Origin of the sequence: Aureimonas sp. N4 (assembly GCF_001463925.1) — a bacterium.
In the GTDB taxonomy this organism is placed as follows: domain Bacteria; phylum Pseudomonadota; class Alphaproteobacteria; order Rhizobiales; family Rhizobiaceae; genus Aureimonas; species Aureimonas ureilytica_A.
In genome coordinates, this window is sequence record NZ_BBWS01000046.1 from 215,708 (window position 1) to 234,821 (window position 19,114).

The window sequence follows — 19,114 nt, forward strand, 5'->3', positions numbered from 1 at the left end:
CTAACGCGCGAGGCAACGCTTGGACGACTGGTAAGGTGGACACCCCTAAATCGTACTGAATGCTCTCTTAACGGCAGGTAACGAAATGCGTTCATTCTAGCTCGCCGATGCCCTGGGGCAGAAAGGCGCGTGAGGCCGTGAACCAACGTATCGCGTCGGGGCCGGTCAGTGAAGGCGCGCGGGGCGCGAGCCGATAATGTCGAGCGCCACCATGCAGGCGTCGAGAAAGGCCTGATGCGGCAGGTCGGGATGCGTCTCACGGAAGAGCTGTGTCAGCTCGTCCGGATCGTCCGTCTCTTCCGACAAACGAAGCACCGTGATGATCGGATCTTCGTCCGATGCCATGTATTCCCTCCGACCCCTATAAGGACTGACTTATAGCCAGAGAGCGGTTTGAAAAGTCCTTCGGCGCGCAAGGGCTCTGCGCGCCATCGCCGCGCGCGCCGTCAACGCTCTGTGACAACACGAAAAGGCCCGCCACGGCTTTCGCCGGGCGAGCCTTTCGAAGGGGATCGTGTGGGGAGCGCGATCCCCGCCGTATCAGTTGAAGCGGTAGGAGAGCTTCGCCGTAACGGTGTGGAAGTCGAAGTCGCCCTGGCTCCGGAAGTCGGTGAACTGGCCGGGCACCACGGCGGCGGCCGCGCCGTCGAACGGGCCGCCGTTCAGGCGAGTGAAGGAGCCGCTGTCACCGAGATTGGTGTAGAGATATTCGGCGCCGAAGGAGATGTTCTGCGTCACCTTCACTTCCATGCCACCGCCGACCGAGTAACCCCACTCGTCCTCGTTCGTGTTGACGAGGGCCGGGAAGGCGGCGGTGACGGCCGGGCTGTTGGTGCCGAAGCGATAGTCCACCTCGCCATAGGCGAAGCCGCCCGTGGCGTAGAGCAGCGCGCTTTCGGTGACGAGGTAACCCGCGCGCAGGCGGCCGGTCACGAGATAGTCGAGGCTGCGCTCGGCGGTGTAGACGGCCGGCGTGTTGGAGAAGGCGCTGGCGCGCTGGGCGATGTCGAGCGCGTTGATGTCGGCCAGAGCGCCGACCACGAAATTGCCGGCCTGATAGTCGTAGCCGATATGCGCGCCGCCGATGAAGCTCGACTGGAACTCGGTCGAGAAGTTCGAGCCGAAGGCGTTGGTCAGGAAGGTCGCGCCGGCGCCGGTAAAGTTCGGCACGATGGCGAGATTGTCGCCATTGTCCGGGTTGAACGCGCCGCCGCCCTGAACGCCGAGATAGAGGCCGGTCCAGTTGACGACGGGCGCGACGGCGATGGGCGCGGCCGGCTCCTGATACACGACGTCGGCGGCCAGAGCCTGCGAGGCGAGGCCGAGCGTGGCGGCGGAAGCGAGAAGGAGGGCGATGGTCTTCATGGCACAGGCTCCAGTTGCGAGGAGGCTCTTTCGGCCTCTCGTGTCAGAGGGGCATGGGCGACAGGGAAACTCGAAATCTCCCCGGCTGCTCGTGCCGTTGTGCTTCAAGATGACAGCTTATCCCCCCCACTCAAGAGGCTGCTCGTGGGCATTTTCTAAGTGTTGCAGGAGGGTGACGTGTATTGTCACGTCAATCCTTAGATGATGACTGCGACAACCTGTCAGTTTGAGGCGCTCAGGAGGATGAAAAGACCGAGTTTGCCGGGTTTGTCTCTCGGGAATCTACGAGAGATTACGCCGCTATAACGGTTTCGTGAGATGAGCTTGTCGCGGGCGCGAAAGTGTCTTGAAGCTTGTGGTTGCAATGCGGTGGATCGCAACAACACGAAAAGCCCGCTCCCACAACGGGACGCGAGCTTTGCAAAGGAATGGTCCGCGAGCGAGCCCGCTCAGCTGATGGCGGATGGAGCGCCTGATATCAGCGCGCGTTGCGCGGCTTGGGGCTCTTGTCGCCCGAAAGCTGAAGCGCGACGGAGACGAGCACCGCGAAACCGCCCATGGTCAGGATGAAGGAGAACAGGGTCGTGACGATATCCATGGCTCGAACCTTCGCTCGTATCGGAAGGTTTCAGAAACCATGCGCGCGGTTAACGAAAGCTTTCCGCGCGCCCTGCTATTGATCCTACCAAAGCACATGGTTAACCGGGCGCACGGGCGGCGGCACGTCCGGCTCGCCGCACAATTGCTCCAGATCGATCTGGATCGTGCGGCAGATCGAGGTCAGCGGCACGTCGTGGGCGCGGTTCTCGAACGGGTCCTGCAGATCGCCCCCGATCCGGTCCATGGCCAGCATCATGAATCCGACGATGGTGGAGGCGAGCGGCGTGTAGATGCCCAAGCTGTCGACGAGGCCGACCGGCAGCAGGATACAGAAGACCTGCACGAAGAGCGTCGGGAAATAGGCGTATTCGCGCGGCAGCGGCGTGTTCTTGATCCGCTCCATACCCCCTTGGGCATTGCTCATATCGACCAGCAACTGCTCGATCTGGGTGCGGCGGATCGAGTCCATCCAGCCCTGGCGCATCGCGTCCGACAAGAGCGCGGCCGTTTCGTTGAGGATGACATTGGGCACATTGGCGGCGGATTTCAGCCCCTCGGCCTCGCCTTCCCCCAGAAAGGGACGGATTTCCTCGAGCGCGGGCTGGCGGCGCAGATGGCAGCGCAAGGCGTTGACATAGGCGACCTGCCGCATAACGAGCGCATGGCGCAGGTCGTGGCTTTCCGGCCGCTTGTCGATGAGGTGGATCACGGCCCTGCCATAGGAGCGCGAGGCGTTGACCATGGCGCCCCAGAGCGTACGGGCTTCCCACCATCGGTTGTAGGCGTTGTTGTTGCGAAAGCCGAGGAACAGCGCCAGCGCCGAGCCCAGCAGCGTCATGGGCAGGATCGGCAGTTCGAACTCGGGATGGGGCAGATAGACATAGGCGAGCGTGACGAGGACGTCCCAGACCAAAAGCAGGGCGAGCGGCCAGCCGATGTAGCGCAGCATTCGGGGCAGGCGGGCGGATTCAGGCAGGACCATAGGCGTTTCCTTGTCGTTAGCCGGGCAACGACGAGGGTCGGTTGAGGTTGCACCGCAACAAGGGGCGATGGCGGGCGATGAAGGGCTCGACCTACGGCAGGCGCCTCGGGCTGTTGACGCCTTATCTTGCTGTTAGGTCTCGGGATTTTTACGAAATGGAAAGGATTTGTCGGGCCGCCAGGGAACCCCAGCCATCATCACGCGATTGTTGACCTGACGATTTCATGGATGGACGCCTATGCGCAGCCGCAGCCCTTTTCACGTTCGCTTTCTTCGATACGGCCTTTTGACCCTCAGCCTGCTCTTTGCGGGCGGCATCGTGTTTCTGGGCGTGACTAACATGACCAAGGTCGAGGCCGACCCTCTGGTGGACTATCGCCCCGTCTCGCAGAACTGACATCGCGACATGAAAAAGCCCTCCCCGCCGGCGGGCGGGGAGGGCTTTGCTGGACGAGGGGCGCAGGTCGAAATTGACCGCGCCGCCAGACTCAAGCCGCCTTGGCGGTCTCTGCCGGGGCCTCGTCCATCGCGCGCAGATACAGGTCGAGCAGCGTTTCGTGTTCGTCGCGCTCGTCCTTGTCCTGCTTGCGCAGCTTGATGATTTCTTTCAGAATTTTGACGTCGAAGCCTTCGCCCTTCGCTTCGGCGAAGACGTCCTTCTTGCCTTCCATCAGATCCTGGATTTCCTGATCCAGTTGTTCCACGCGCTCCACGAACGAGCGGATGCGGCTTCCGCCGATCCCAACCGTGTCCAACATGGTGACTCCTTCTTGAATGAATGAGCGCACTATCGCCGGCAGACGTAATCACTTCCTTAATCGTAACGGCAGGATTCACTGCTCGAATGCAGCGTGGTTTCGGAAGGCGACATTGCCGAGCCCGGTGCCGATCGTCACCGCCGCCCAGCGCGAGACATCCCGCATCGAGGGCGCTTCGCTGAGGCCCTGGATGACAGCGTCATTGTGAAGGAGCACCACGCTCGGCTGCCCGGCGAGCAGGGGCACGGCGCGCCGGATGTGCTCATGGAGAAAGAACCCATCCTCGCTCCAGTCCCCCGGCAGGTTCTGCACGCCGCTCGCAATCGAGCCGTCCGGGCGGATCAGGCCGGGGCAGGCCAGACCGATCACGGGCGAGAGACGCAGCCCGTGCCGCTCCGCCTCGCCGGCCATGTCGCGCAGCAGGGCGGCGATGTGCTCCACCATCTCGTCCCGGCTCGGCGTCTCGTCGGCATGGCACCATTTTTCGCGGGCGACGACGTCCGGCGCGCCAACGCCGCTCGGCAACGACACGAGGCCGCAGCGAAGATTCGTGCCACCGATATCGACGGCCAGAAACCCGTTGCCCTGCGACAGAAGCTCGGACGGCGCGGCATAGGCCCAGCCGATCATGCCGCCATCGTCGGGCTCGTGGCTGAGCGGGGTGAGGGCGACATTCCAATTCGCCTCGCGGAGATGGGCCTGGGCGCGCCGCAAGACCTCCTGTCCGATCTCGGCCGATTGCAGCCCGCCGCCGCAGACAATGCGCTGCGTGCCGCGCCATGAGGGCGTCTGCAGGAAACGGATGAGCACGTCGGTCAGGTCGCGGGAGAACTCGGCAAGGGAGCGCTCCAGCGTCTCCGCCTCGGCCGCTTCATTCGGATGCCGCGCGGGGCCGCGCAAGGCTTCGTCCAACTCGTCGCGCTCCAGCTCTTCGGTCGGCTCCTCGCCGAAGGGCTTGATGCCCCGGCCGGACAGGCGCTCGCGCCATTCGTCCAGAAGCTCGCGAAAGGCGGTCTCGCTGGCCTTGTCGCCGACGAAGCCGTCCTCCTCTCGCAGGTCGAGACTGTAGCTTTCAACGCGCAAGGAGGGGAGGTCGGCCGCGCCGTGGGGGATGTCGTCGCAGGAGAGAGGAACGTCCAAGCTGTCGGCCATCGTCTCGTCCCTCATCCTTGCGCCACGAGGTCACAATGGCGAAGGTGCGCCGGGGTTCGCCGGCTCGGCCCTCTCTCGCGGCAACGTGAAGCGGCCGTCAGCCCAGCCGCTTCAGCGTTTCCTTGTCCGCCTCGCCGCAGAAGAAGCGCGCGAGCGCCTCGTCGAAGGCTTGCGCCTCATCGCCCTCGGCCGCCTCGCGGAACAGCGTCAGGGAGGAGCGCAGCTTCATGTCGTCGGGCGAGCCGAACAGGGCGCGGGGTGAGGTGACGCCCGACGCCATGGCGGCCGCCACGGCCTCGCGCAGTCGGGGGCCGAGCACAGGATGGGCGAGATAGGCGCGCGCTTCGGCCAACGAGCGGATCGCGTAATGGCGCGCCGTTTCGCTGCGCCCCAGTCCCGCGAGTTGCGGAAAGACGAACCACATCCAATGGCTTTCCTTGCGCCCGCGTCGGAGTTCGGCGAGGGCTCGGGCCTGTGTCGTCTCCTGCGCCGAGAGAAACCGGCCGAGATCGAACGGATCGGCTTCTGAGCTCACGCCGCTCATGTCTTGGCCGAGCCCGGTTCGGCCAGCTTGCGGTTCATCTCCGCCAGCATCGGGGCAGGCGTGACATTGGCGAGCGCGGCCTGAAGCTTGTTCGACCAGCCGCTCACGACGTCGCCCTCGCCCTTCTTCAAGGCCTCGTAGCCGGTGCGCGCGACCTTGGCGGGGTCTTCCTTCGGCACATCCCGCGCCATGCTCGTGTCCTGCATGTCGCCGCGCGCGAAGATCTCCGTGTCGGTCGGCCCCGGCATGAGACAGGATACGGTGACACCCGTACCCTTCAGCTCGTTGCGCAGCGCGAAGGAGAAGCTGTTCAGGAAGGCTTTCGTGCCGTTGTAGACGGCCATGAAGGCCCCCGGCATGAAGCCGGCGATGGAGCCCGTGATCAGGATATGCCCTTCGCCCCGCGCCCGCATCGCGTTGCCGACGTGGTGGATCAGCGCCAGCGTGCCGGTGATGTTGGTGTTCATCATCTCCAGCGCACGATGGAGGTCCTGATCCAGGAAGCCCTTGCCGAGCGCCTGGCCCGCATTGGCGAAGAGAGAATGCACCGGGCGCTCTCCAATGACGGCGACGAGCTGGCCGACGCCTTCCAGGCTGGAGAGATCGGCGGTCACGGCCTCGACCGCGACGCCCGAGCGCCGCAGCTCGGTGGCCACCGTCTCGATCTCGGCCTCGTCGGCGGCGATGACGAGATCGAACCCGTCGGCCGCGCAGAGACGCGCCAGTTCCAGCCCGATGCCGCTGGACGCGCCGGTGACGACGGCGAGCGGACGGCTTTGCGAATGCACGGTCTCGCTCATGGCTTCAGCACCACCTTGATGCAGGAATCCTGCTTGTCACGAAAGGTCTTGTAGAGATCCGGCCCGTCTTCCAGCGTGCCCGTATGAGTGATCACGAAGGACGGGTCGATCTCGCCCTTCACGATGCGCTCCATCAAAAGCGGCAGGTAGCGCTGCACGGGCGTCTGCGCCATGCGGAAGGTCAGGCCGCGATTGATGGCCGAGCCCATCGGGATCTTGTCCACGAAGCCGCCATAGACGCCGACGATCGAAACCGTGCCGAAATTGCGGGTGCAATGGATGGCCTGACGCACAACATGCGGCCGGTCGGTGCCCATGAAGGTCGCCTGTTTCACGCGGTCGATCAACGAGTCGAACGAGGCCATGCCATGCGCTTCGGACCCCACCGCATCGATCGAGGCATCCGCGCCGCGCCCGTTGGTGAGATCCTGAATGCGGTCGTAGATGTCCTCGTCCATGAAGTTCAGCGTGATCGCGCCGCTCGCCTGGGCCATCGCCAGACGCTCGGGCACCGTGTCGATCGCGATGACGCGCTCGGCGCCGAGCAGGAACGCGCTCTTGATCGCCATCTGGCCGACCGGGCCGCAACCCCAGACGGCAATCGTGTCGCCCGGCTGGATGTCGCAGAAATCGGCCGCCATGTAGCCGGTCGGGAAAATGTCGGACAGGAAGAGGACCTGCTCGTCGGTGAGCCCGTCCGGCACCTTGATCGGCCCGACATCGGCATAGGGCACGCGTAAGTATTCCGCCTGCCCGCCGGGATAGCCGCCCAAGAGATGCGAATAGCCGAACAGGCCGGCGGGCGAATGGCCCCAGAGCTTTTCGGCCTTGGCCTTGTCCGGGTTGGAGCGTTCGCAAGCCGAGAAGAAGCCGCGCTTGCAGAAGAAGCACTCGCCGCAGGAAATGGTGAAGGGCACGACCACCCGGTCGCCAACCTTGAGGTTTTTGGTGCCCGAGCCGACCTCGACGACCTCGCCCATCGTCTCGTGGCCGACGATATCGCCCGAATGCATGTCGGGGATCACGCCGTCATAGATATGCAGATCGGAGCCGCAGATGGCGCAGGACGTTACCTTGATGATGACGTCCTGCGCGTCCTCGATCCGAGGATCGGGCACGCTTTCGCAGCGGATGTCGCTCTTTCCGTGCCAGGTCAGCGCTTTCATGGAAATCTCCTCTCGGGCTGCGGGGAGGGCGCGCCGCGATGCGGACCGGCTCGTTCGAGGGATCGAAGCGAAGCCGGATCGCCGTTGCGCTCTCTTCAAGCTTAACCGGAGGTTTCGAAGTCCAGTTCCTGAGAGTTCGTTTGGGTGGCGAACGACACCGAAGGGAGCATCAGCCCTTCGTCTCGCCCAGCGTGTCGGCCATGGTCGCGCCGCGCTGGCCCATGGGGCGGGCGGCGTGGGTGGTGGAATCGATCGCCGTCTGATGCTCCATCTCGGCGTTGAGTTCGGCCCCGATCAACACCACGATGGTGGAAATCCAGATCCAGGTCATGAAGCCGATGGCCGCGCCAAGCGATCCATAGGTCTCGTCATAGGAGCCGAAATTCTGGGCGTACCAGGAGAAGAGCAGGGAGAACACGACCCAGAGCGCGGCGGCGAACAGGCTGCCCGGCGCGATCCAGCGCCAGCGCGCGGCCGAGCGGCTGGGGCCGACGCGGTAGATGATCGAAAGCCCGAGCGCGACGAGCACGAGCAGGATCGGCCAGCGCAGAACCAGAAGCACGGTTTCCAGACTGCCCAGATGCAGGAACTCCAGGACGATCGGCAGGACGACGACGCCCATCAGCGCCACGATGAGCGCGACGATCGTGCCGAGCGTGAAGCCGAGCGTGATGAGAGTCAGCTTGATGAAGCCGCGCTTTTCCTCTTCCTCGTAGACGATGTTCATGGCGTCGAAGAGCGTCTTCATGCCGGCATTGGCGCTCCAGAGCGCGACGCCGAGGCCGAAGATCATGCCGAAGCCGAGCTTGGCGCTTTCCTGCGAGGTGATGCGCTGCAACTGCTCGCCGATGATCTGGAGCGCGCCGCCGGGCAGGACGCCTTGCAGGCCCTGCAACTGATCGCGCACGCTGGCCGGATCGCTGAACAGACCATAGATCGAGATGAAGGCGGTGATGGCGGGAAACAGCGCCAGAAGCACGTAGAAGGTGACGCCGGCGGCGACCAGCATCAGCCGGTCGTTCGAGAATTCCTCATAGGTGCGCCAGAGAACGTCCTTCCAGCCCTTGGCCGGAATGGCTGTCGGCTTCTGGGCGGCGCGCCCGTGCGCGCTGTCGCCCATGGCCACCGACGTTTTCCCGCCTTGGCCCGAGGCCGGATCGTCGGACCAAGCGGCGGAGGCGTCCTTGCCGCCGGCCTCGCCCGGCCAGCCGCGCTCGCGCGCCACGCCCGACTTGCCGGCGATGAAGCCCAGGACGGTCAGCGCGCCCGCCGAGGCGAGGCCGAGGATGATGTCCCCTGTCGCCGAATGTTTCCGCTGCGTGTCTCCGCTCATCGCCCTTCGCGCCCCTCGCTGCTCTTCCGCGAGGCCGGCGCCGCTTCGCCGCCCTCAAAAGGGCAAACGCGGCGAAGCGGCTTTGCGATCCTCAGGGGGCGAAGTCGTGGCAAAAGGATGGCGGCTCGCGGGTGCGTCAGTAGCCGATGGCTGCCCCCGAGCCGGCCCGCGCGTCGATGGCGCCGAAGAAGCGGTTGGGGCTCTGCGGATCGCGCTTGGCCAGACTCGGGCCGCCGACGAGGATGCCCGCCGCCTCGCCCCAGACCGGCCAGTTCGGGTCTTCGCGCACCACATGGCCCTTGGCGGCGAGAAGTCGGATCGTGTCGGGCGAGAGGGCGCGGGGTTCCATCGTGATTCGGTCGGGCTGCCATTGATGGTGGATGCGCGGCGCGTCCACCGCTTCCTGAATATCCATGCCGTGATCCACCACGTTCATGATGGCTTCCGCGACGATGGTGATGATGCGCGAGCCGCCGGGCGAGCCGATCACCATGACGGGCTCGCCCTTCTGCGTGATGATCGTCGGGCTCATGGAAGACAGCGGCGTCTTGCCGGGCGCGATGGCATTGGCCTCGCCCTGCACCAGCCCATAGAGATTGGGCACACCGGGTTTCTGCGTGAAATCGTCCATCTCGTTGTTCAGGAGAACGCCCGTGCCGGGCGCGACCACGCGCGCGCCAAAGGCGCCGTTGAGCGTGTAGGTCACGGCGACGGCGTTTCCGTCCTTGTCGATGATGGAATAATGCGTCGTCTCGTGGCTTTCCGCTCCGACCGGCTTCATCGCGGCCGAGACACCGGCGCGGTTGGGATCGATGCGCGCGCGCACCTTGTCGGCATAGGCTTGCGACAGCAGCGTCTCGGTCGGGTTCTTCACGAAGTCCGGGTCGCCCAGCGCCGAATTGCGGTCCACAAAGGCCTGCCGCATGGCCTCCGCCATCAGATGCACCGTCTCGGCCGAGCCATAGCCGGTATAGCTCAGCGGATAGGCTTCCAGAATATTGAGGATTTCGCAGATCACCACGCCGCCGGAGCTGGGCGGCGGCGAGGAAATGATCTCATAGCCGCGATAGTCGCAGCGGACAGGATCGAGTTCACGAACCTTGTAAGCCTCGAAATCGCTCCGCTCCAGAATACCGCCATGCGCTGCGCTGGCCTGCGCGATGGCCTCGGCCGCCGCGCCCTTGTAGAACCCGTCGGGTCCGCGTTGGGCGATGGCCTCCAGCGTGCCGGCGAGGTCGCTCTGCACCAGCTTCTCGCCCGCGCCATAAGGCTCCGTGCCGTTCTTCAGGAAGATCGCCGCCGCCGCCGGGTCCTTGGCAAGATCGGCATTTCCCTCCGCGAAGCTCGCGACATCGCCGGGCGACAGCTCGAAGCCGTCGCGCGCGAGGCGGATCGCGGGGGCAAGCAGCGCCGCGCGGTCCTTGGTGCCGAAATGCTCGCGCGCATGTTCGAAGCCGGCGACCGAGCCGGGCACGCCGACCGCGAGATAGCCATCGGTCGAAAGGCCGGGAACCGGATCGCCCTTGGCATCCAGATACATGTCCTTGGTGGCCTTGCCCGGCGCGCGTTCGCGAAAGTCGATGAAGCGCGCGGTGCCGTCCTTCAGGCGCAGCGTCATGAAACCGCCGCCGCCGAGATTGCCGGCGGTCGGATAGACCACGGCGAGCGCATAGCCGACCGCCACCGCCGCATCCACGGCGTTGCCGCCCGAGCGCAAAACCTCGACGCCGATCTCGGACGCGATGCGCTGGGCGGTGACGACCATGCCATGCTCGGCGGCGACCGGGGCGGGGGAGGCGGCTCCCGCCGGAAAGACCGGTATAACCGTCAGGCACAGAAGAAGAGAAAGGCGGGTCCGACGAAACATGGCGCGTCTCCTGACCGAAAGCCGCGCGAGACCGGGCGGCGTCGGCGCACAGACTGCGTCAGCCCCGCGCGCTTGTCACGCGCGAAGCCGGGGCCCGTCAGCGGATTTCGATGCGCTGGGTTCGATGCAGAAGCGCGGTTCCGTCGCGCTCCACCGCGACCTCCAGAACCCATGTGCCCGGCGTGGGCGGGCGGCGCAGGCCCGCAAGGCCGGAATAAACGGCCTTGTTGCGGTCGAGCGGTTCGGTCAGCGTGTCCAGAACCTTGGTCCCGGCGGGGTCGGTCAGCCCAAAGCGCACGCGGTCTCCACCATGGAGATTGGCGAACCAGCCCCAGCCGACCGTCATCGGCGCATTCGCGCCCGCCGTCGGTGGCGGGCCGTCACTGGCGAGCTTATCGTAATCCAACACCTCGCCGGCCAGCCCCATGGCGAGAAGCTGCGTCGTCGGCCGCGCAAGAAGCTCCGCCGCCTCGGGTGTGAAGAGCGTGGTGCGCTCCGTATCGTCAGCGAGGCAGCCGCCGCCGACCGCGCGGCCGGAGATGGGGTCGATCTTGGCGCCGTTGCGGCGCACCGAAAGGTGGACGTGCGGAAACTCGGCGAGCCCCGACGAGCCGATCTCGCCGAGCACTTGGCCGGCCTCCACACGCTGGCCCGGCTTCACGCGAACGGAACCCCGCCGCATATGGCAATATTGCGTTTCCAAGCCTTGGCCGTAGGCGATCACGACGCCATTGCCGCATTCGACGGATTTCACGGCATCGCGCAGCTCTTTCGTATTGGCGAGCCGATCCGACATCCCGTCGCGCCCGCCCCGCACCGTGCCGCCAAGAGCGGCCACGACCGGCACGCCGCGCTCGATATCGCGCATGGACAGGACGCGAATGTCGATCCCGTCATGCCCGTCATAGGCCGCCGTTCCGCAGAACGGATCGGTGGCGCCGGGGCCGGGGTCCATGTCCGGCAATTGCTGGACGAAACAGTCCTGCCCGATGGCGCAGGCGACCGGCAGTTGCAGTCGCCTCGTATCGTCGGCCTCGGCCGGCGGGGCGGAAAGGGTCAGCCCGGTGAGAAGGCCGGCAAGCGCGAAGTGGCGAAGCGACATGGCGGGCGATCCTTGCCTAGGAGTTCGCCCGGCTTGTCGCATGGCGCAGGCGCACCCGTCGAGGCGCACCCGCCCGTGTCTTCGATCCATCGCCGGCTCAGACGTGCTCGGACGCCCCGGCCACGCCGGCGGACCGGGTGCGCGCCACATCCGCCCCGTCCAGCCGGTTGAAGAAGAGGTTGAGGAGGACCGAGGCGATGGCGGCGAGCAGGATGCCCGATTCCAGAAGCGGCTGGAGGGCGCGGGGCATGTGGTGGAAGAAGCCGGGCGCGACCAGCGGGATCATGCCGAAGCCGATCGACAGGGCGACGATGAAGAGATTGCTCCGGTTGGCGCGGAAGTCCACGGCGGAGAGAATGCGAACGCCCGTCGCGGCCACCATGCCGAACATCACGAGCCCCGCCCCGCCGAGCACGGTCACCGGCACGGCCTCCACCAACGCCGCCATTTTCGGGCTGAGGCCGAGACCAAGCAGGATGACGCCGCCCGCCGCCGTGACGAAGCGCGACTTGACGCCCGTGACGCCGACGAGACCGACATTCTGCGAGAAGGACGTATAGGGGAAGGTGTTGAAGATGCCGCCGATCAGCGTGCCGACGCCATCGGCGCGCAGGCCGCGTGTGATCGCCTTGCGGTCGAGCGTCCGCTCGGTCATCTCGCCGAGCGCCAGAAACATGCCGAGCGACTCGATCATCACCACGATCATGACGAGGCACATGGTCAGGATCGGCACGAGATGAAATTGCGGCCAGCCGAAATGAAAGGGCAGGACGAGGCCGAACCAGGGAGCCGCCGCCACCTTGTCGAAATGCATCGCGCCCAGCATCGTCGCCACCGCCGCGCCCGCCACGATGCCGGCGAGAACCGCGACATTGGCGATGAAGCCGCGCCCCCAGCGCAGGATGGCCAGAATCACGAGGAGCACGAAAGTTGCCATCAAGAGGCCTTCCGGCGCGCCATAGGCGGGATTGGCCACCTGCACGCGCTCCCCCGTTTCCAGCACCTTCGGCAGGGTCGGCAGGCCCCCGCCCGCCCAGTTGATGCCGACGCGCATCAGCGAAATGCCGATCACGAGAATGATCGAGCCGGTGACGACAGGGGGAAACAACGGCAACACGCGCCCGACGAGAGGCGCGACGAGAATGCCGAACAGGCCCGCTGCGATGACGGAGCCGTAGATGCCGAGCAGCCCGACCTCCGGCAGCGCGCCCATGGCGAGCATCGGGCCGACCGAGGCGAAGGTGACGCCCATCATCACCGGCAGGCGAATGCCCGTGCTCCAGAGGCCGAGGCTCTGGATCAGCGTGGCGATGCCGCAGGCGAAGAGATCGGCCGAGATCAGGAAGGCGACATCCTCGGGCGGCAGTTGCAGGGCGCGCCCGACGATCAGCGGCACGGCCACCGCGCCGGCATACATGACGAGCACATGCTGCACGGCGAGCGGCGCAAGCCGCCCGGCGGGCAGGCGCTCATCGACCGGATGAGGGGAAGAGGGCGGCGGGGTTCGAGCCATGCGAGGGCGCTCCATGCGGTTCACGGCCGGAGTAGATCACGACTTTCGCCAGGATTGTGCAAGTTATTTGACCATGAGTATGAAGTGGGCAATGCAGCATAGATAAGCCTGCCGCAGGGTCGGGCTGTCATCGCTCGTTTCGATCGGCTAAGCATCGAAGCCGAAACGAGCGTCATCGGAAAGGGCGGTCATGGTCGCCACGGATATTGCAACGCGGGTGTGGAACCACACGTTCAAGCTCGACCCGATCGTGCGCTCGCTGCTCGATACGGATTTCTACAAGCTTCTGATGCTGCAGATGGTCTGGGGCCTGCATCCCAACACGCAGGTCACCTTCCGCCTCATCAACCGCACCAAGACCGTGCGCATCGCCGACGAGATCGACGAGGCGGAGCTGCGCGCCCAGCTCGACTATGCCCGCTCCGTACGCTTTTCCAAGCGCGAGATGATCTGGCTGGCGGGTAACTCCTTCTATGGCGAGCGGCAGATCTTCCTGCCGGCCTTCCTGGAATGGCTGCGCGATTTCCAGCTCCCGCCCTATGAACTCGCCAAGCGGGACGGGCAGTACGAGCTGATGTTCCACGGCCCCTGGACCCACACGATGATGTGGGAAATCCCGGCGCTCGCCATCATCAACGAGCTTCGCTCGCGCGCCGCGATGAAGGATTACGGCCGCTTCGAGCTGGACGTTCTCTATGCCCGCGCCAAGGCCAAGATGTGGGAGAAGGTCGAGCGGCTGGACAAGCTGCCGGCCATCCGCATGTCGGATTTCGGAACGCGCCGCCGCCATTCCTTCCTGTGGCAGCGCTGGTGCGTCGAAGCGCTGAAGGAAAAGCTCGGCGATCGCTTCATCGGCTCGTCCAACGTCTTGCTCGCCATGGAGACCGATCTCGAAGCGATCGGCACCAACGCGCACGAACTGCCCATGGTCTATGCCGCCATGGCCCGCTCCGACGCCGAGCTTCGCGATGCGCCCTACGAGGTGCTGAAGGCGTGGCAGAGCTGGTATGGCGGCAATCTCTTGGTGGTGCTGCCCGACACGTTCGGCACGGCCTCGTTTCTGGAGCGCGCGCCCGGCTGGGTCGCGAACTGGACGGGGTTCCGCCCCGACTCGGCCCCGCCGATCGAGGGCGGCGAGGCGATCATGGCCTGGTGGCGCTCGAAGGGTGTCGATCCGCGCGACAAGCTCCTCGTCTTCTCGGACGGGATGGACGTCGATTCCATCGAGGAGACCTATCGCCATTTCGACGGGCGCGTGCGCATGAGCTTCGGCTGGGGCACCAACCTCACCAACGACTTTCGCGGCGTCGCGCCGGAGGACACGCCCGGCCTCCATCCGATCTCGCTGGTCTGCAAGGTCATGGACGCGGACGGGCGTCCGGCGGTCAAGCTGTCGGACAATCCGGCCAAGGCCACGGGCACGCCCGAGTCCATCGAGCGCTATCGCCGCATCTTCGGCACGAAGGCGGAAATTTCGCGCGACGTGCTGGTTTGAGAATAAACGACCTTTTTTTTGGGCCCGGGATGGGTCAGGAGAAGGGGAATTTCGTTTGCGGCGCGGTTTCGTGCCGCGATGCCGGTTTGGCTTGAGGTCAGCCGTGCCCCGTTTTGCTTGCTGCCGAAGGGCCCCCGATGAACGCCCCCGTCCAGACTCCGCTCGCGTCTGAAACCGCCGCCTTCCCGATCCCGGCCAATGTCTTCGCCGAGACCGTGACCGAGGTGAAGCACTATACCGACCGTCTCTTCAAGTTCCGCATGACCCGGCCCGCGAGCTTCCGCTTCCGCACCGGCGAGTTCGCGATGATCGGCCTGCCCAATGCCGAGAAGCCGGTCTTCCGCGCCTATTCGATCGCCAGCCCCTCCTGGGACGAAGAGCTGGAATTCTTCTCCATCAAGGTGCCGGGCGGCCCGCTGACCGAGCATCTCCAGAAGATTCAGCCGGGCGACACGGTGCTGATGCGCAAGAAGCCGACCGGCACGCTGGTGCTCGACGCGCTCCTGCCGGGCAACCGGCTGTATCTCTTCTCCACCGGCACGGGCATTGCGCCCTTCGCCGGCGTGATCCGCGATCCCGAAACCTACGAGAAGTTCGATCAGGTCATCCTGACGCATACGACGCGCGAGCTGGCCGAGCTGCGCTACGGGCAGGAACTGGTCGAGACGATCAAGACCGACGAAATCCTGTCGGAAATCGTCGGTGACAAGCTGCTCTATCACGGCTCCGCCACGCGCGAGGGCGAGCACAAGGGCGAGCGCGTCACCACACTGCTGGAAACCGGCAAGCTCTTCACCGATCTCGGCGTGCCGCCGATGGACCCCGCGACCGACCGTGCCATGATCTGCGGCTCCATGGAAATGCTGAAGGAAACGGCCGCCCTGTGCGAGCGCTTCGGCCTCGAAGAAGGCGCCAATTCCAAGCCCGGCACCTATGTCGTGGAGCGCTCCTTCGTCGATTGATGGAGCGCGGGGCGTGACGCGGCCGGTGTCGCGCCCTATTCCTTCCCGAATGCGGGGAGGAGCGCAGCATGACCCATTGGATCCCGGTCGCCGATTTCGACGCGGCCTATGACAATTCGGGCGCCGTCCAGCGCTCCGACACGTTCGTGCCCCGCTGGCAGCGCGAAGCCTCCGCCTTCCGCGATGTGATGGAAGGGCGGCGACGCAGCGAGATCGACCTCGCCTATGGCGCACATGAGCGCCAGAAGCTCGACCTGTTCCATCCCGAAGGCCCCGCGCGCGGCCTCGTCGTTTTCGTTCATGGCGGATATTGGAAGGCGCTCGAGAAATCCGTCTGGTCGCATCTGGCGCGCGGAGCGGTGGAATCGGGCTTCGCGGTCGCCATGCCGAGCTACCGCCTCGCGCCCGAAGCGCGCCTCACCGAAATCGCGGAGGATGTGGGGCAGGCGATAACGCTGGCCGCGCGCCGCGTCGAGGGCGGCATCCGGCTCGTCGGCCATTCTGCGGGCGGCCATCTCGTGGCGCGCATGGTCGCCGCCGGCTCGCCTTTGCCCGGCCCCGTCCTGGCGCGGGTCGATCGCGTCGTGCCGATCAGCGGCCTGCACGATCTCAGGCCGATCCGTCGCACCCGCATGAACGATACGCTGCGCATCGACGCGGCTGAAGCGCTGGCGCAAAGCCCGGCGCTGCTTGAGCCTCTTCATATCTGCCCCATCCATGCCGTGGTCGGCGCGGCGGAACTGCCCGAGCTTCGCCGCCAGACGCATTTTCTGGCCTCCGCATGGTCCGGGCTGGGCGTCCCGGTGGAAGCGGCGGACATTCCCGATCGGCACCATTTCGATGTGATCGAAGACTTGGCTCTGTCGGGCTCGCAGATCACGAGAGTTTTGACCTCAGGCGCTTCTCTCTGATAGCTCAAGCGCTCTGGAGACACCGTGATGCAAGCGATTTTTGTTCAGTTCAAATGTCGGCCCGGTACGGCTTATACCGTTGCCGACGATCTGGTTGAGAGCGTCGAGGAGATTTCGGAAATCTACTCGACATCGGGCCAATACGATCTTCTCGCCAAGTTCTATCTGGAAGCCGGGCGCGACATCGGGCACTTCGTGACCGAGAAGCTGCAAACGGTGGATGGCGTGGTGGATACGTTCACCACCGTCGCGTTCAAGGCGTTCGGCCGTGGCTGATGTGATTCCCGCTCTCTCCGATCTCTGGACCGAGCGCGCCGAGGCCGCCGACCACGCCGACAGGCTGCGCCCCTTGCGCGCCCTGTTCCATCTGCCGGAAGGCATGACCTATCTCGACGGCAACTCGCTCGGCTGCCTGACCTATGGCGCGCGAGCCCGGTTGCGCGATGTCGTCGACCGCGAATGGGGCACGGGGCTGATCGCCTCCTGGAACCAGGCCGGTTGGGTCGACCTGCCCGCGCGCGTCGGCGCGCGCATCGCCCGCATCGTCGGGGCGGAGGAGGGGGCGCTCGTTGCCTGCGATTCGACCTCGGTCAATCTCTTCAAGGTTCTGGCGAGCGCCCTGGCGCTGCGGCCGGGCCGTCGCGTCATCGTGTCGGAGCGCTCCAACTTTCCGACCGATCTCTATATGGCGGAAGGCCTCGCCAGCCTTCTGAACCAAGGGCACGAGCTGCGTCTCGCCGATCATGCCGACGAGATTCCGGCCCTTGTCACGGACGAGACCGCCGTTCTGATGCTGACGCAGGTGAACTATCGCACCGGCGCGCTGCACGACATGGCCGCCCTGTCGCGTCTGGCGCATGAGCGCGGCGCGCTGGCGCTGTGGGATCTCGCGCATTCGGCCGGGGCTCTGCCGGTGGATCTCGCAGGCGACGGGGCGGATTTCGCGATCGGCTGCGGCTACAAATATCTGAATGGCGGCCCCGGCGCGCCGGCCTTTCTCTATGTCGCGCCGCGTCATCAGGCAGCCGCCCGCCAGCCGCTGTCGGGCTGGTTCGGCCATGCCGCACCCTTCGCCTTCGAGGCGGGCTACCAGCCGGCGTCGGGCGTCACACGCTTCCTGACCGGCACGCCCTCGGTGCTGGCGCTTTCCGCGCTGGACGCCGCGCTGGATGCGTTCGACGGCGTGGACATGGCCGCGTTGCGCGAGAAGTCCGTGGCGCTGACGCGCTTCTTCATCGCGGCCGTGGAGGCGCTCTGTGCCGGGCACGGGCTGCAACTCGTCACCCCGCGCGAGCCAGCGCGGCGCGGCAGTCAGGTGTCCTTCACGCATCCGGCGGCCTATGCCCTGTGTCAGGCGCTGATCGACGAGGGTGTCGTCGGAGACTTCCGCGCGCCCGACATTCTGCGCTTTGGCTTCGCGCCTCTTTACAACAGCTTCGCCGACGCGCTTAACGCAGCGATAACCATCGCCGAACTGCTCGCTTCGAAACGCTACGAGGACGAGCGCTTCCAGCGCCGGAACACCGTGACATGACGCTTTCCAAGCCCTGCCGCCTCGCCATCGCCGTCCGCTCGCCCGAGGAAGCGCGCCGCGCGCTCGAAGCGGGCGCGGATTATGTGCTGGCGCCGGCCCGGCGGGACAGGGTGCCCGGCCAGATCATCGAGCGGCGGGTCGAGGGCCAGCCCGAGCTGTACTTCGCCATGGCCGGCGACGTCACGCTCCCGGCCGACCCTTTGCGCGTCGCCCGGCTGGAAGCGCCGGACGAGTTCGTTGCTGTGATGCGCGGCGGCTATTCGGTGATTCTGCTTGATCCGGACCGGGCGCTCTTGCGCGCCTTCTCGCTGGAAACGCTGGCCGAGTTCCAGCGCGCGTGCCGCGAGGCGGGGATGGAATGCTGGTTCGGCGGCCGCCTGGAGCTTCCCGACATTCCGCGCCTTCTGGTGCTCGGGCCCGAAGCGCTGGTGTTCGAGGAGGCCGATGCCGAAACGCTGGCGCTCGGCCGGCGCATGCTGGACGCCCCGCCCGCCGCTTTCGCGCCGGAGCGCGGTGCACCGCCGGAGCGCAGCGCGGCGGAGACCGATCGCATCTTCGTACGCGGTTTCACACTGCCCTTCCGCGTCGGGGCCTATCGCTTCGAGCGCGACCGCACGCAGCGGCTCCGCTTCACCGTCGAGGCGGAAATCCGCCGCCCGAGCCGCGTCCCGCGCGAGGTCAGCGAAGTCTATTCCTACGACATCGTGACGGACGCGATCCGCCGCCTGGCCGACCAGGGGCATACCGATCTGGTGGAAGCGCTGGCCGAAGACCTGGCCGCCGACCTTTTGCGCGATGCCCGATTGTTGTCGGTCGAGATCCAGGTGGAAAAGCTCGATCTCGGCCCGGAGGCCGTCGGTGTCGCGATCCGTCGCCACCGCGACGAACGCACGATCTAATCTCCCGCAGGCAGGCTGCTCAAGATCCGGCCTCGCCGAAGTGGCCGGACGCGATGCAACTGCGATGCCCGGGCGAGGCGGAGCCATCATGCCCGCTATGCGTTGGACGGGATGCAGCTATTTGCATTTTA

The 19,114-nt window shown here is 65.9% G+C and carries 19 protein-coding genes; 7 read left to right on the top strand and 12 right to left on the bottom strand.

Annotated features, from left to right (window positions below; all coding sequences use genetic code 11):
• Positions 1 to 165: 165 nt before the first annotated feature.
• From AUL28_RS15250 to AUL28_RS15260, 3 genes are all read right to left on the bottom strand, one after another.
• Complete coding sequence (locus AUL28_RS15250) at positions 166 to 345, bottom strand: hypothetical protein (RefSeq protein ID WP_062218523.1); 180 nt, start codon at positions 343 to 345, stop codon at positions 166 to 168.
• A gap of 195 nt (positions 346 to 540) precedes the next feature.
• A complete protein-coding gene (locus AUL28_RS15255) occupies positions 541 to 1,365 on the bottom strand; it encodes an outer membrane protein (protein WP_058601361.1) in 825 nt (274 codons plus the stop codon).
• 682 nt (positions 1,366 to 2,047) lie between these two features.
• Complete coding sequence (locus tag AUL28_RS15260; protein ID WP_062234162.1) at positions 2,048 to 2,947, bottom strand: bestrophin family protein; 900 nt, start codon at positions 2,945 to 2,947, stop codon at positions 2,048 to 2,050.
• Between the two features lie 238 nt (positions 2,948 to 3,185).
• On the opposite strand from AUL28_RS15260, the gene AUL28_RS22730 reads away from it, so the two are divergent.
• Positions 3,186 to 3,344: a hypothetical protein gene (locus AUL28_RS22730; protein WP_156418258.1), complete on the top strand. Its 159-nt coding sequence runs from the start codon at positions 3,186 to 3,188 to the stop codon at positions 3,342 to 3,344.
• 91 nt (positions 3,345 to 3,435) lie between these two features.
• Here AUL28_RS22730 and AUL28_RS15265 read toward each other — a convergent pair whose 3' ends face one another.
• The 9 genes from AUL28_RS15265 to AUL28_RS15305 all read right to left on the bottom strand — a co-directional run bounded on the left by AUL28_RS15265 (position 3,436) and on the right by AUL28_RS15305 (position 13,182).
• Positions 3,436 to 3,705, bottom strand: coding sequence for a DUF2312 domain-containing protein (locus AUL28_RS15265; RefSeq protein ID WP_062234165.1), 270 nt, complete (start codon positions 3,703 to 3,705; stop codon positions 3,436 to 3,438).
• Positions 3,706 to 3,780: 75 nt separating this feature from the next.
• Positions 3,781 to 4,857 carry an ROK family protein gene (locus tag AUL28_RS15270; protein ID WP_062234168.1) on the bottom strand — a complete coding sequence of 359 codons (1,077 nt, stop codon included), beginning with the start codon at positions 4,855 to 4,857 and terminating at the stop codon, positions 3,781 to 3,783.
• Positions 4,858 to 4,954: 97 nt separating this feature from the next.
• Positions 4,955 to 5,401 carry a DUF1810 domain-containing protein gene (locus AUL28_RS15275; RefSeq protein ID WP_062234172.1) on the bottom strand — a complete coding sequence of 149 codons (447 nt, stop codon included), beginning with the start codon at positions 5,399 to 5,401 and terminating at the stop codon, positions 4,955 to 4,957.
• Positions 5,398 to 6,201 (bottom strand): SDR family NAD(P)-dependent oxidoreductase, encoded by an 804-nt coding sequence (locus AUL28_RS15280; RefSeq protein WP_062234175.1) that lies wholly within the window; start codon positions 6,199 to 6,201, stop codon positions 5,398 to 5,400. Before AUL28_RS15280 ends, AUL28_RS15275 begins: the two co-directional genes overlap by 4 nt.
• Positions 6,198 to 7,367: a zinc-dependent alcohol dehydrogenase gene (locus AUL28_RS15285; RefSeq protein ID WP_062234179.1), complete on the bottom strand. Its 1,170-nt coding sequence runs from the start codon at positions 7,365 to 7,367 to the stop codon at positions 6,198 to 6,200. The genes AUL28_RS15280 and AUL28_RS15285 overlap by 4 nt, the downstream gene beginning before the upstream one ends.
• Positions 7,368 to 7,536: 169 nt before the next feature.
• A complete protein-coding gene (locus AUL28_RS15290) occupies positions 7,537 to 8,700 on the bottom strand; it encodes a YihY/virulence factor BrkB family protein (protein ID WP_062234183.1) in 1,164 nt (387 codons plus the stop codon).
• Positions 8,701 to 8,836: 136 nt separating this feature from the next.
• Positions 8,837 to 10,567, bottom strand: a complete 1,731-nt coding sequence (gene ggt / locus AUL28_RS15295; protein ID WP_062234185.1) for a gamma-glutamyltransferase — start codon at positions 10,565 to 10,567, stop codon at positions 8,837 to 8,839.
• Between the two features lie 97 nt (positions 10,568 to 10,664).
• Complete coding sequence (locus AUL28_RS15300) at positions 10,665 to 11,669, bottom strand: M23 family metallopeptidase (RefSeq protein ID WP_062234189.1); 1,005 nt, start codon at positions 11,667 to 11,669, stop codon at positions 10,665 to 10,667.
• Positions 11,670 to 11,766: 97 nt separating this feature from the next.
• Positions 11,767 to 13,182 carry a nucleobase:cation symporter-2 family protein gene (locus tag AUL28_RS15305; protein ID WP_062234334.1) on the bottom strand — a complete coding sequence of 472 codons (1,416 nt, stop codon included), beginning with the start codon at positions 13,180 to 13,182 and terminating at the stop codon, positions 11,767 to 11,769.
• Between the two features lie 190 nt (positions 13,183 to 13,372).
• Here AUL28_RS15305 and pncB point away from each other — a divergent pair, with 190 nt between their 5' ends.
• The 6 genes from pncB (at position 13,373) to AUL28_RS15335 (ending at position 18,983) form a co-directional block, all read left to right on the top strand.
• A complete protein-coding gene (gene pncB, locus AUL28_RS15310; RefSeq protein WP_058601352.1) occupies positions 13,373 to 14,677 on the top strand; it encodes a nicotinate phosphoribosyltransferase in 1,305 nt (434 codons plus the stop codon).
• Positions 14,678 to 14,814: 137 nt separating this feature from the next.
• Positions 14,815 to 15,639 carry a ferredoxin--NADP reductase gene (locus AUL28_RS15315; protein WP_058601351.1) on the top strand — a complete coding sequence of 275 codons (825 nt, stop codon included), beginning with the start codon at positions 14,815 to 14,817 and terminating at the stop codon, positions 15,637 to 15,639.
• Positions 15,640 to 15,707: 68 nt separating this feature from the next.
• Positions 15,708 to 16,550, top strand: coding sequence for an alpha/beta hydrolase (locus tag AUL28_RS15320; RefSeq protein WP_062234191.1), 843 nt, complete (start codon positions 15,708 to 15,710; stop codon positions 16,548 to 16,550).
• 27 nt (positions 16,551 to 16,577) lie between these two features.
• Positions 16,578 to 16,826 (top strand): Lrp/AsnC ligand binding domain-containing protein, encoded by a 249-nt coding sequence (locus tag AUL28_RS15325; protein WP_058601349.1) that lies wholly within the window; start codon positions 16,578 to 16,580, stop codon positions 16,824 to 16,826.
• Positions 16,819 to 18,084 carry a kynureninase gene (kynU, locus tag AUL28_RS15330; protein ID WP_374701429.1) on the top strand — a complete coding sequence of 422 codons (1,266 nt, stop codon included), beginning with the start codon at positions 16,819 to 16,821 and terminating at the stop codon, positions 18,082 to 18,084. Before AUL28_RS15325 ends, kynU begins: the two co-directional genes overlap by 8 nt.
• Positions 18,081 to 18,983, top strand: coding sequence for a dihydroneopterin aldolase (locus tag AUL28_RS15335; protein WP_062234194.1), 903 nt, complete (start codon positions 18,081 to 18,083; stop codon positions 18,981 to 18,983). Before kynU ends, AUL28_RS15335 begins: the two co-directional genes overlap by 4 nt.
• Positions 18,984 to 19,114: the final 131 nt, after the last annotated feature.

What these genes read in the sequence shown, in the direction of transcription:
- AUL28_RS15325 (WP_058601349.1), top strand. Translation starts at nt 16,578, where the DNA reads ATGCAAGCGATTTTTGTTCAGTTCAAATGTCGGCCCGGTACGGCTTAT.
- AUL28_RS15335 (WP_062234194.1), top strand. Translation starts at nt 18,081, where the DNA reads ATGACGCTTTCCAAGCCCTGCCGCCTCGCCATCGCCGTCCGCTCGCCC.
- AUL28_RS15280 (WP_062234175.1), bottom strand. Translation starts at nt 6,201, where the DNA reads ATGAGCGAGACCGTGCATTCGCAAAGCCGTCCGCTCGCCGTCGTCACC.
- pncB (WP_058601352.1), top strand. Translation starts at nt 13,373, where the DNA reads ATGGTCGCCACGGATATTGCAACGCGGGTGTGGAACCACACGTTCAAG.
- AUL28_RS15320 (WP_062234191.1), top strand. Translation starts at nt 15,708, where the DNA reads ATGACCCATTGGATCCCGGTCGCCGATTTCGACGCGGCCTATGACAAT.
- AUL28_RS15285 (WP_062234179.1), bottom strand. Translation starts at nt 7,367, where the DNA reads ATGAAAGCGCTGACCTGGCACGGAAAGAGCGACATCCGCTGCGAAAGC.
- AUL28_RS15260 (WP_062234162.1), bottom strand. Translation starts at nt 2,947, where the DNA reads ATGGTCCTGCCTGAATCCGCCCGCCTGCCCCGAATGCTGCGCTACATC.
- AUL28_RS15290 (WP_062234183.1), bottom strand. Translation starts at nt 8,700, where the DNA reads ATGAGCGGAGACACGCAGCGGAAACATTCGGCGACAGGGGACATCATC.
- AUL28_RS15300 (WP_062234189.1), bottom strand. Translation starts at nt 11,669, where the DNA reads ATGTCGCTTCGCCACTTCGCGCTTGCCGGCCTTCTCACCGGGCTGACC.
- AUL28_RS15270 (WP_062234168.1), bottom strand. Translation starts at nt 4,857, where the DNA reads ATGGCCGACAGCTTGGACGTTCCTCTCTCCTGCGACGACATCCCCCAC.
- ggt (WP_062234185.1), bottom strand. Translation starts at nt 10,567, where the DNA reads ATGTTTCGTCGGACCCGCCTTTCTCTTCTTCTGTGCCTGACGGTTATA.
- AUL28_RS22730 (WP_156418258.1), top strand. Translation starts at nt 3,186, where the DNA reads ATGCGCAGCCGCAGCCCTTTTCACGTTCGCTTTCTTCGATACGGCCTT.
- AUL28_RS15275 (WP_062234172.1), bottom strand. Translation starts at nt 5,401, where the DNA reads ATGAGCGGCGTGAGCTCAGAAGCCGATCCGTTCGATCTCGGCCGGTTT.
- AUL28_RS15305 (WP_062234334.1), bottom strand. Translation starts at nt 13,182, where the DNA reads ATGGCTCGAACCCCGCCGCCCTCTTCCCCTCATCCGGTCGATGAGCGC.
- AUL28_RS15255 (WP_058601361.1), bottom strand. Translation starts at nt 1,365, where the DNA reads ATGAAGACCATCGCCCTCCTTCTCGCTTCCGCCGCCACGCTCGGCCTC.
- AUL28_RS15250 (WP_062218523.1), bottom strand. Translation starts at nt 345, where the DNA reads ATGGCATCGGACGAAGATCCGATCATCACGGTGCTTCGTTTGTCGGAA.
- AUL28_RS15315 (WP_058601351.1), top strand. Translation starts at nt 14,815, where the DNA reads ATGAACGCCCCCGTCCAGACTCCGCTCGCGTCTGAAACCGCCGCCTTC.
- AUL28_RS15265 (WP_062234165.1), bottom strand. Translation starts at nt 3,705, where the DNA reads ATGTTGGACACGGTTGGGATCGGCGGAAGCCGCATCCGCTCGTTCGTG.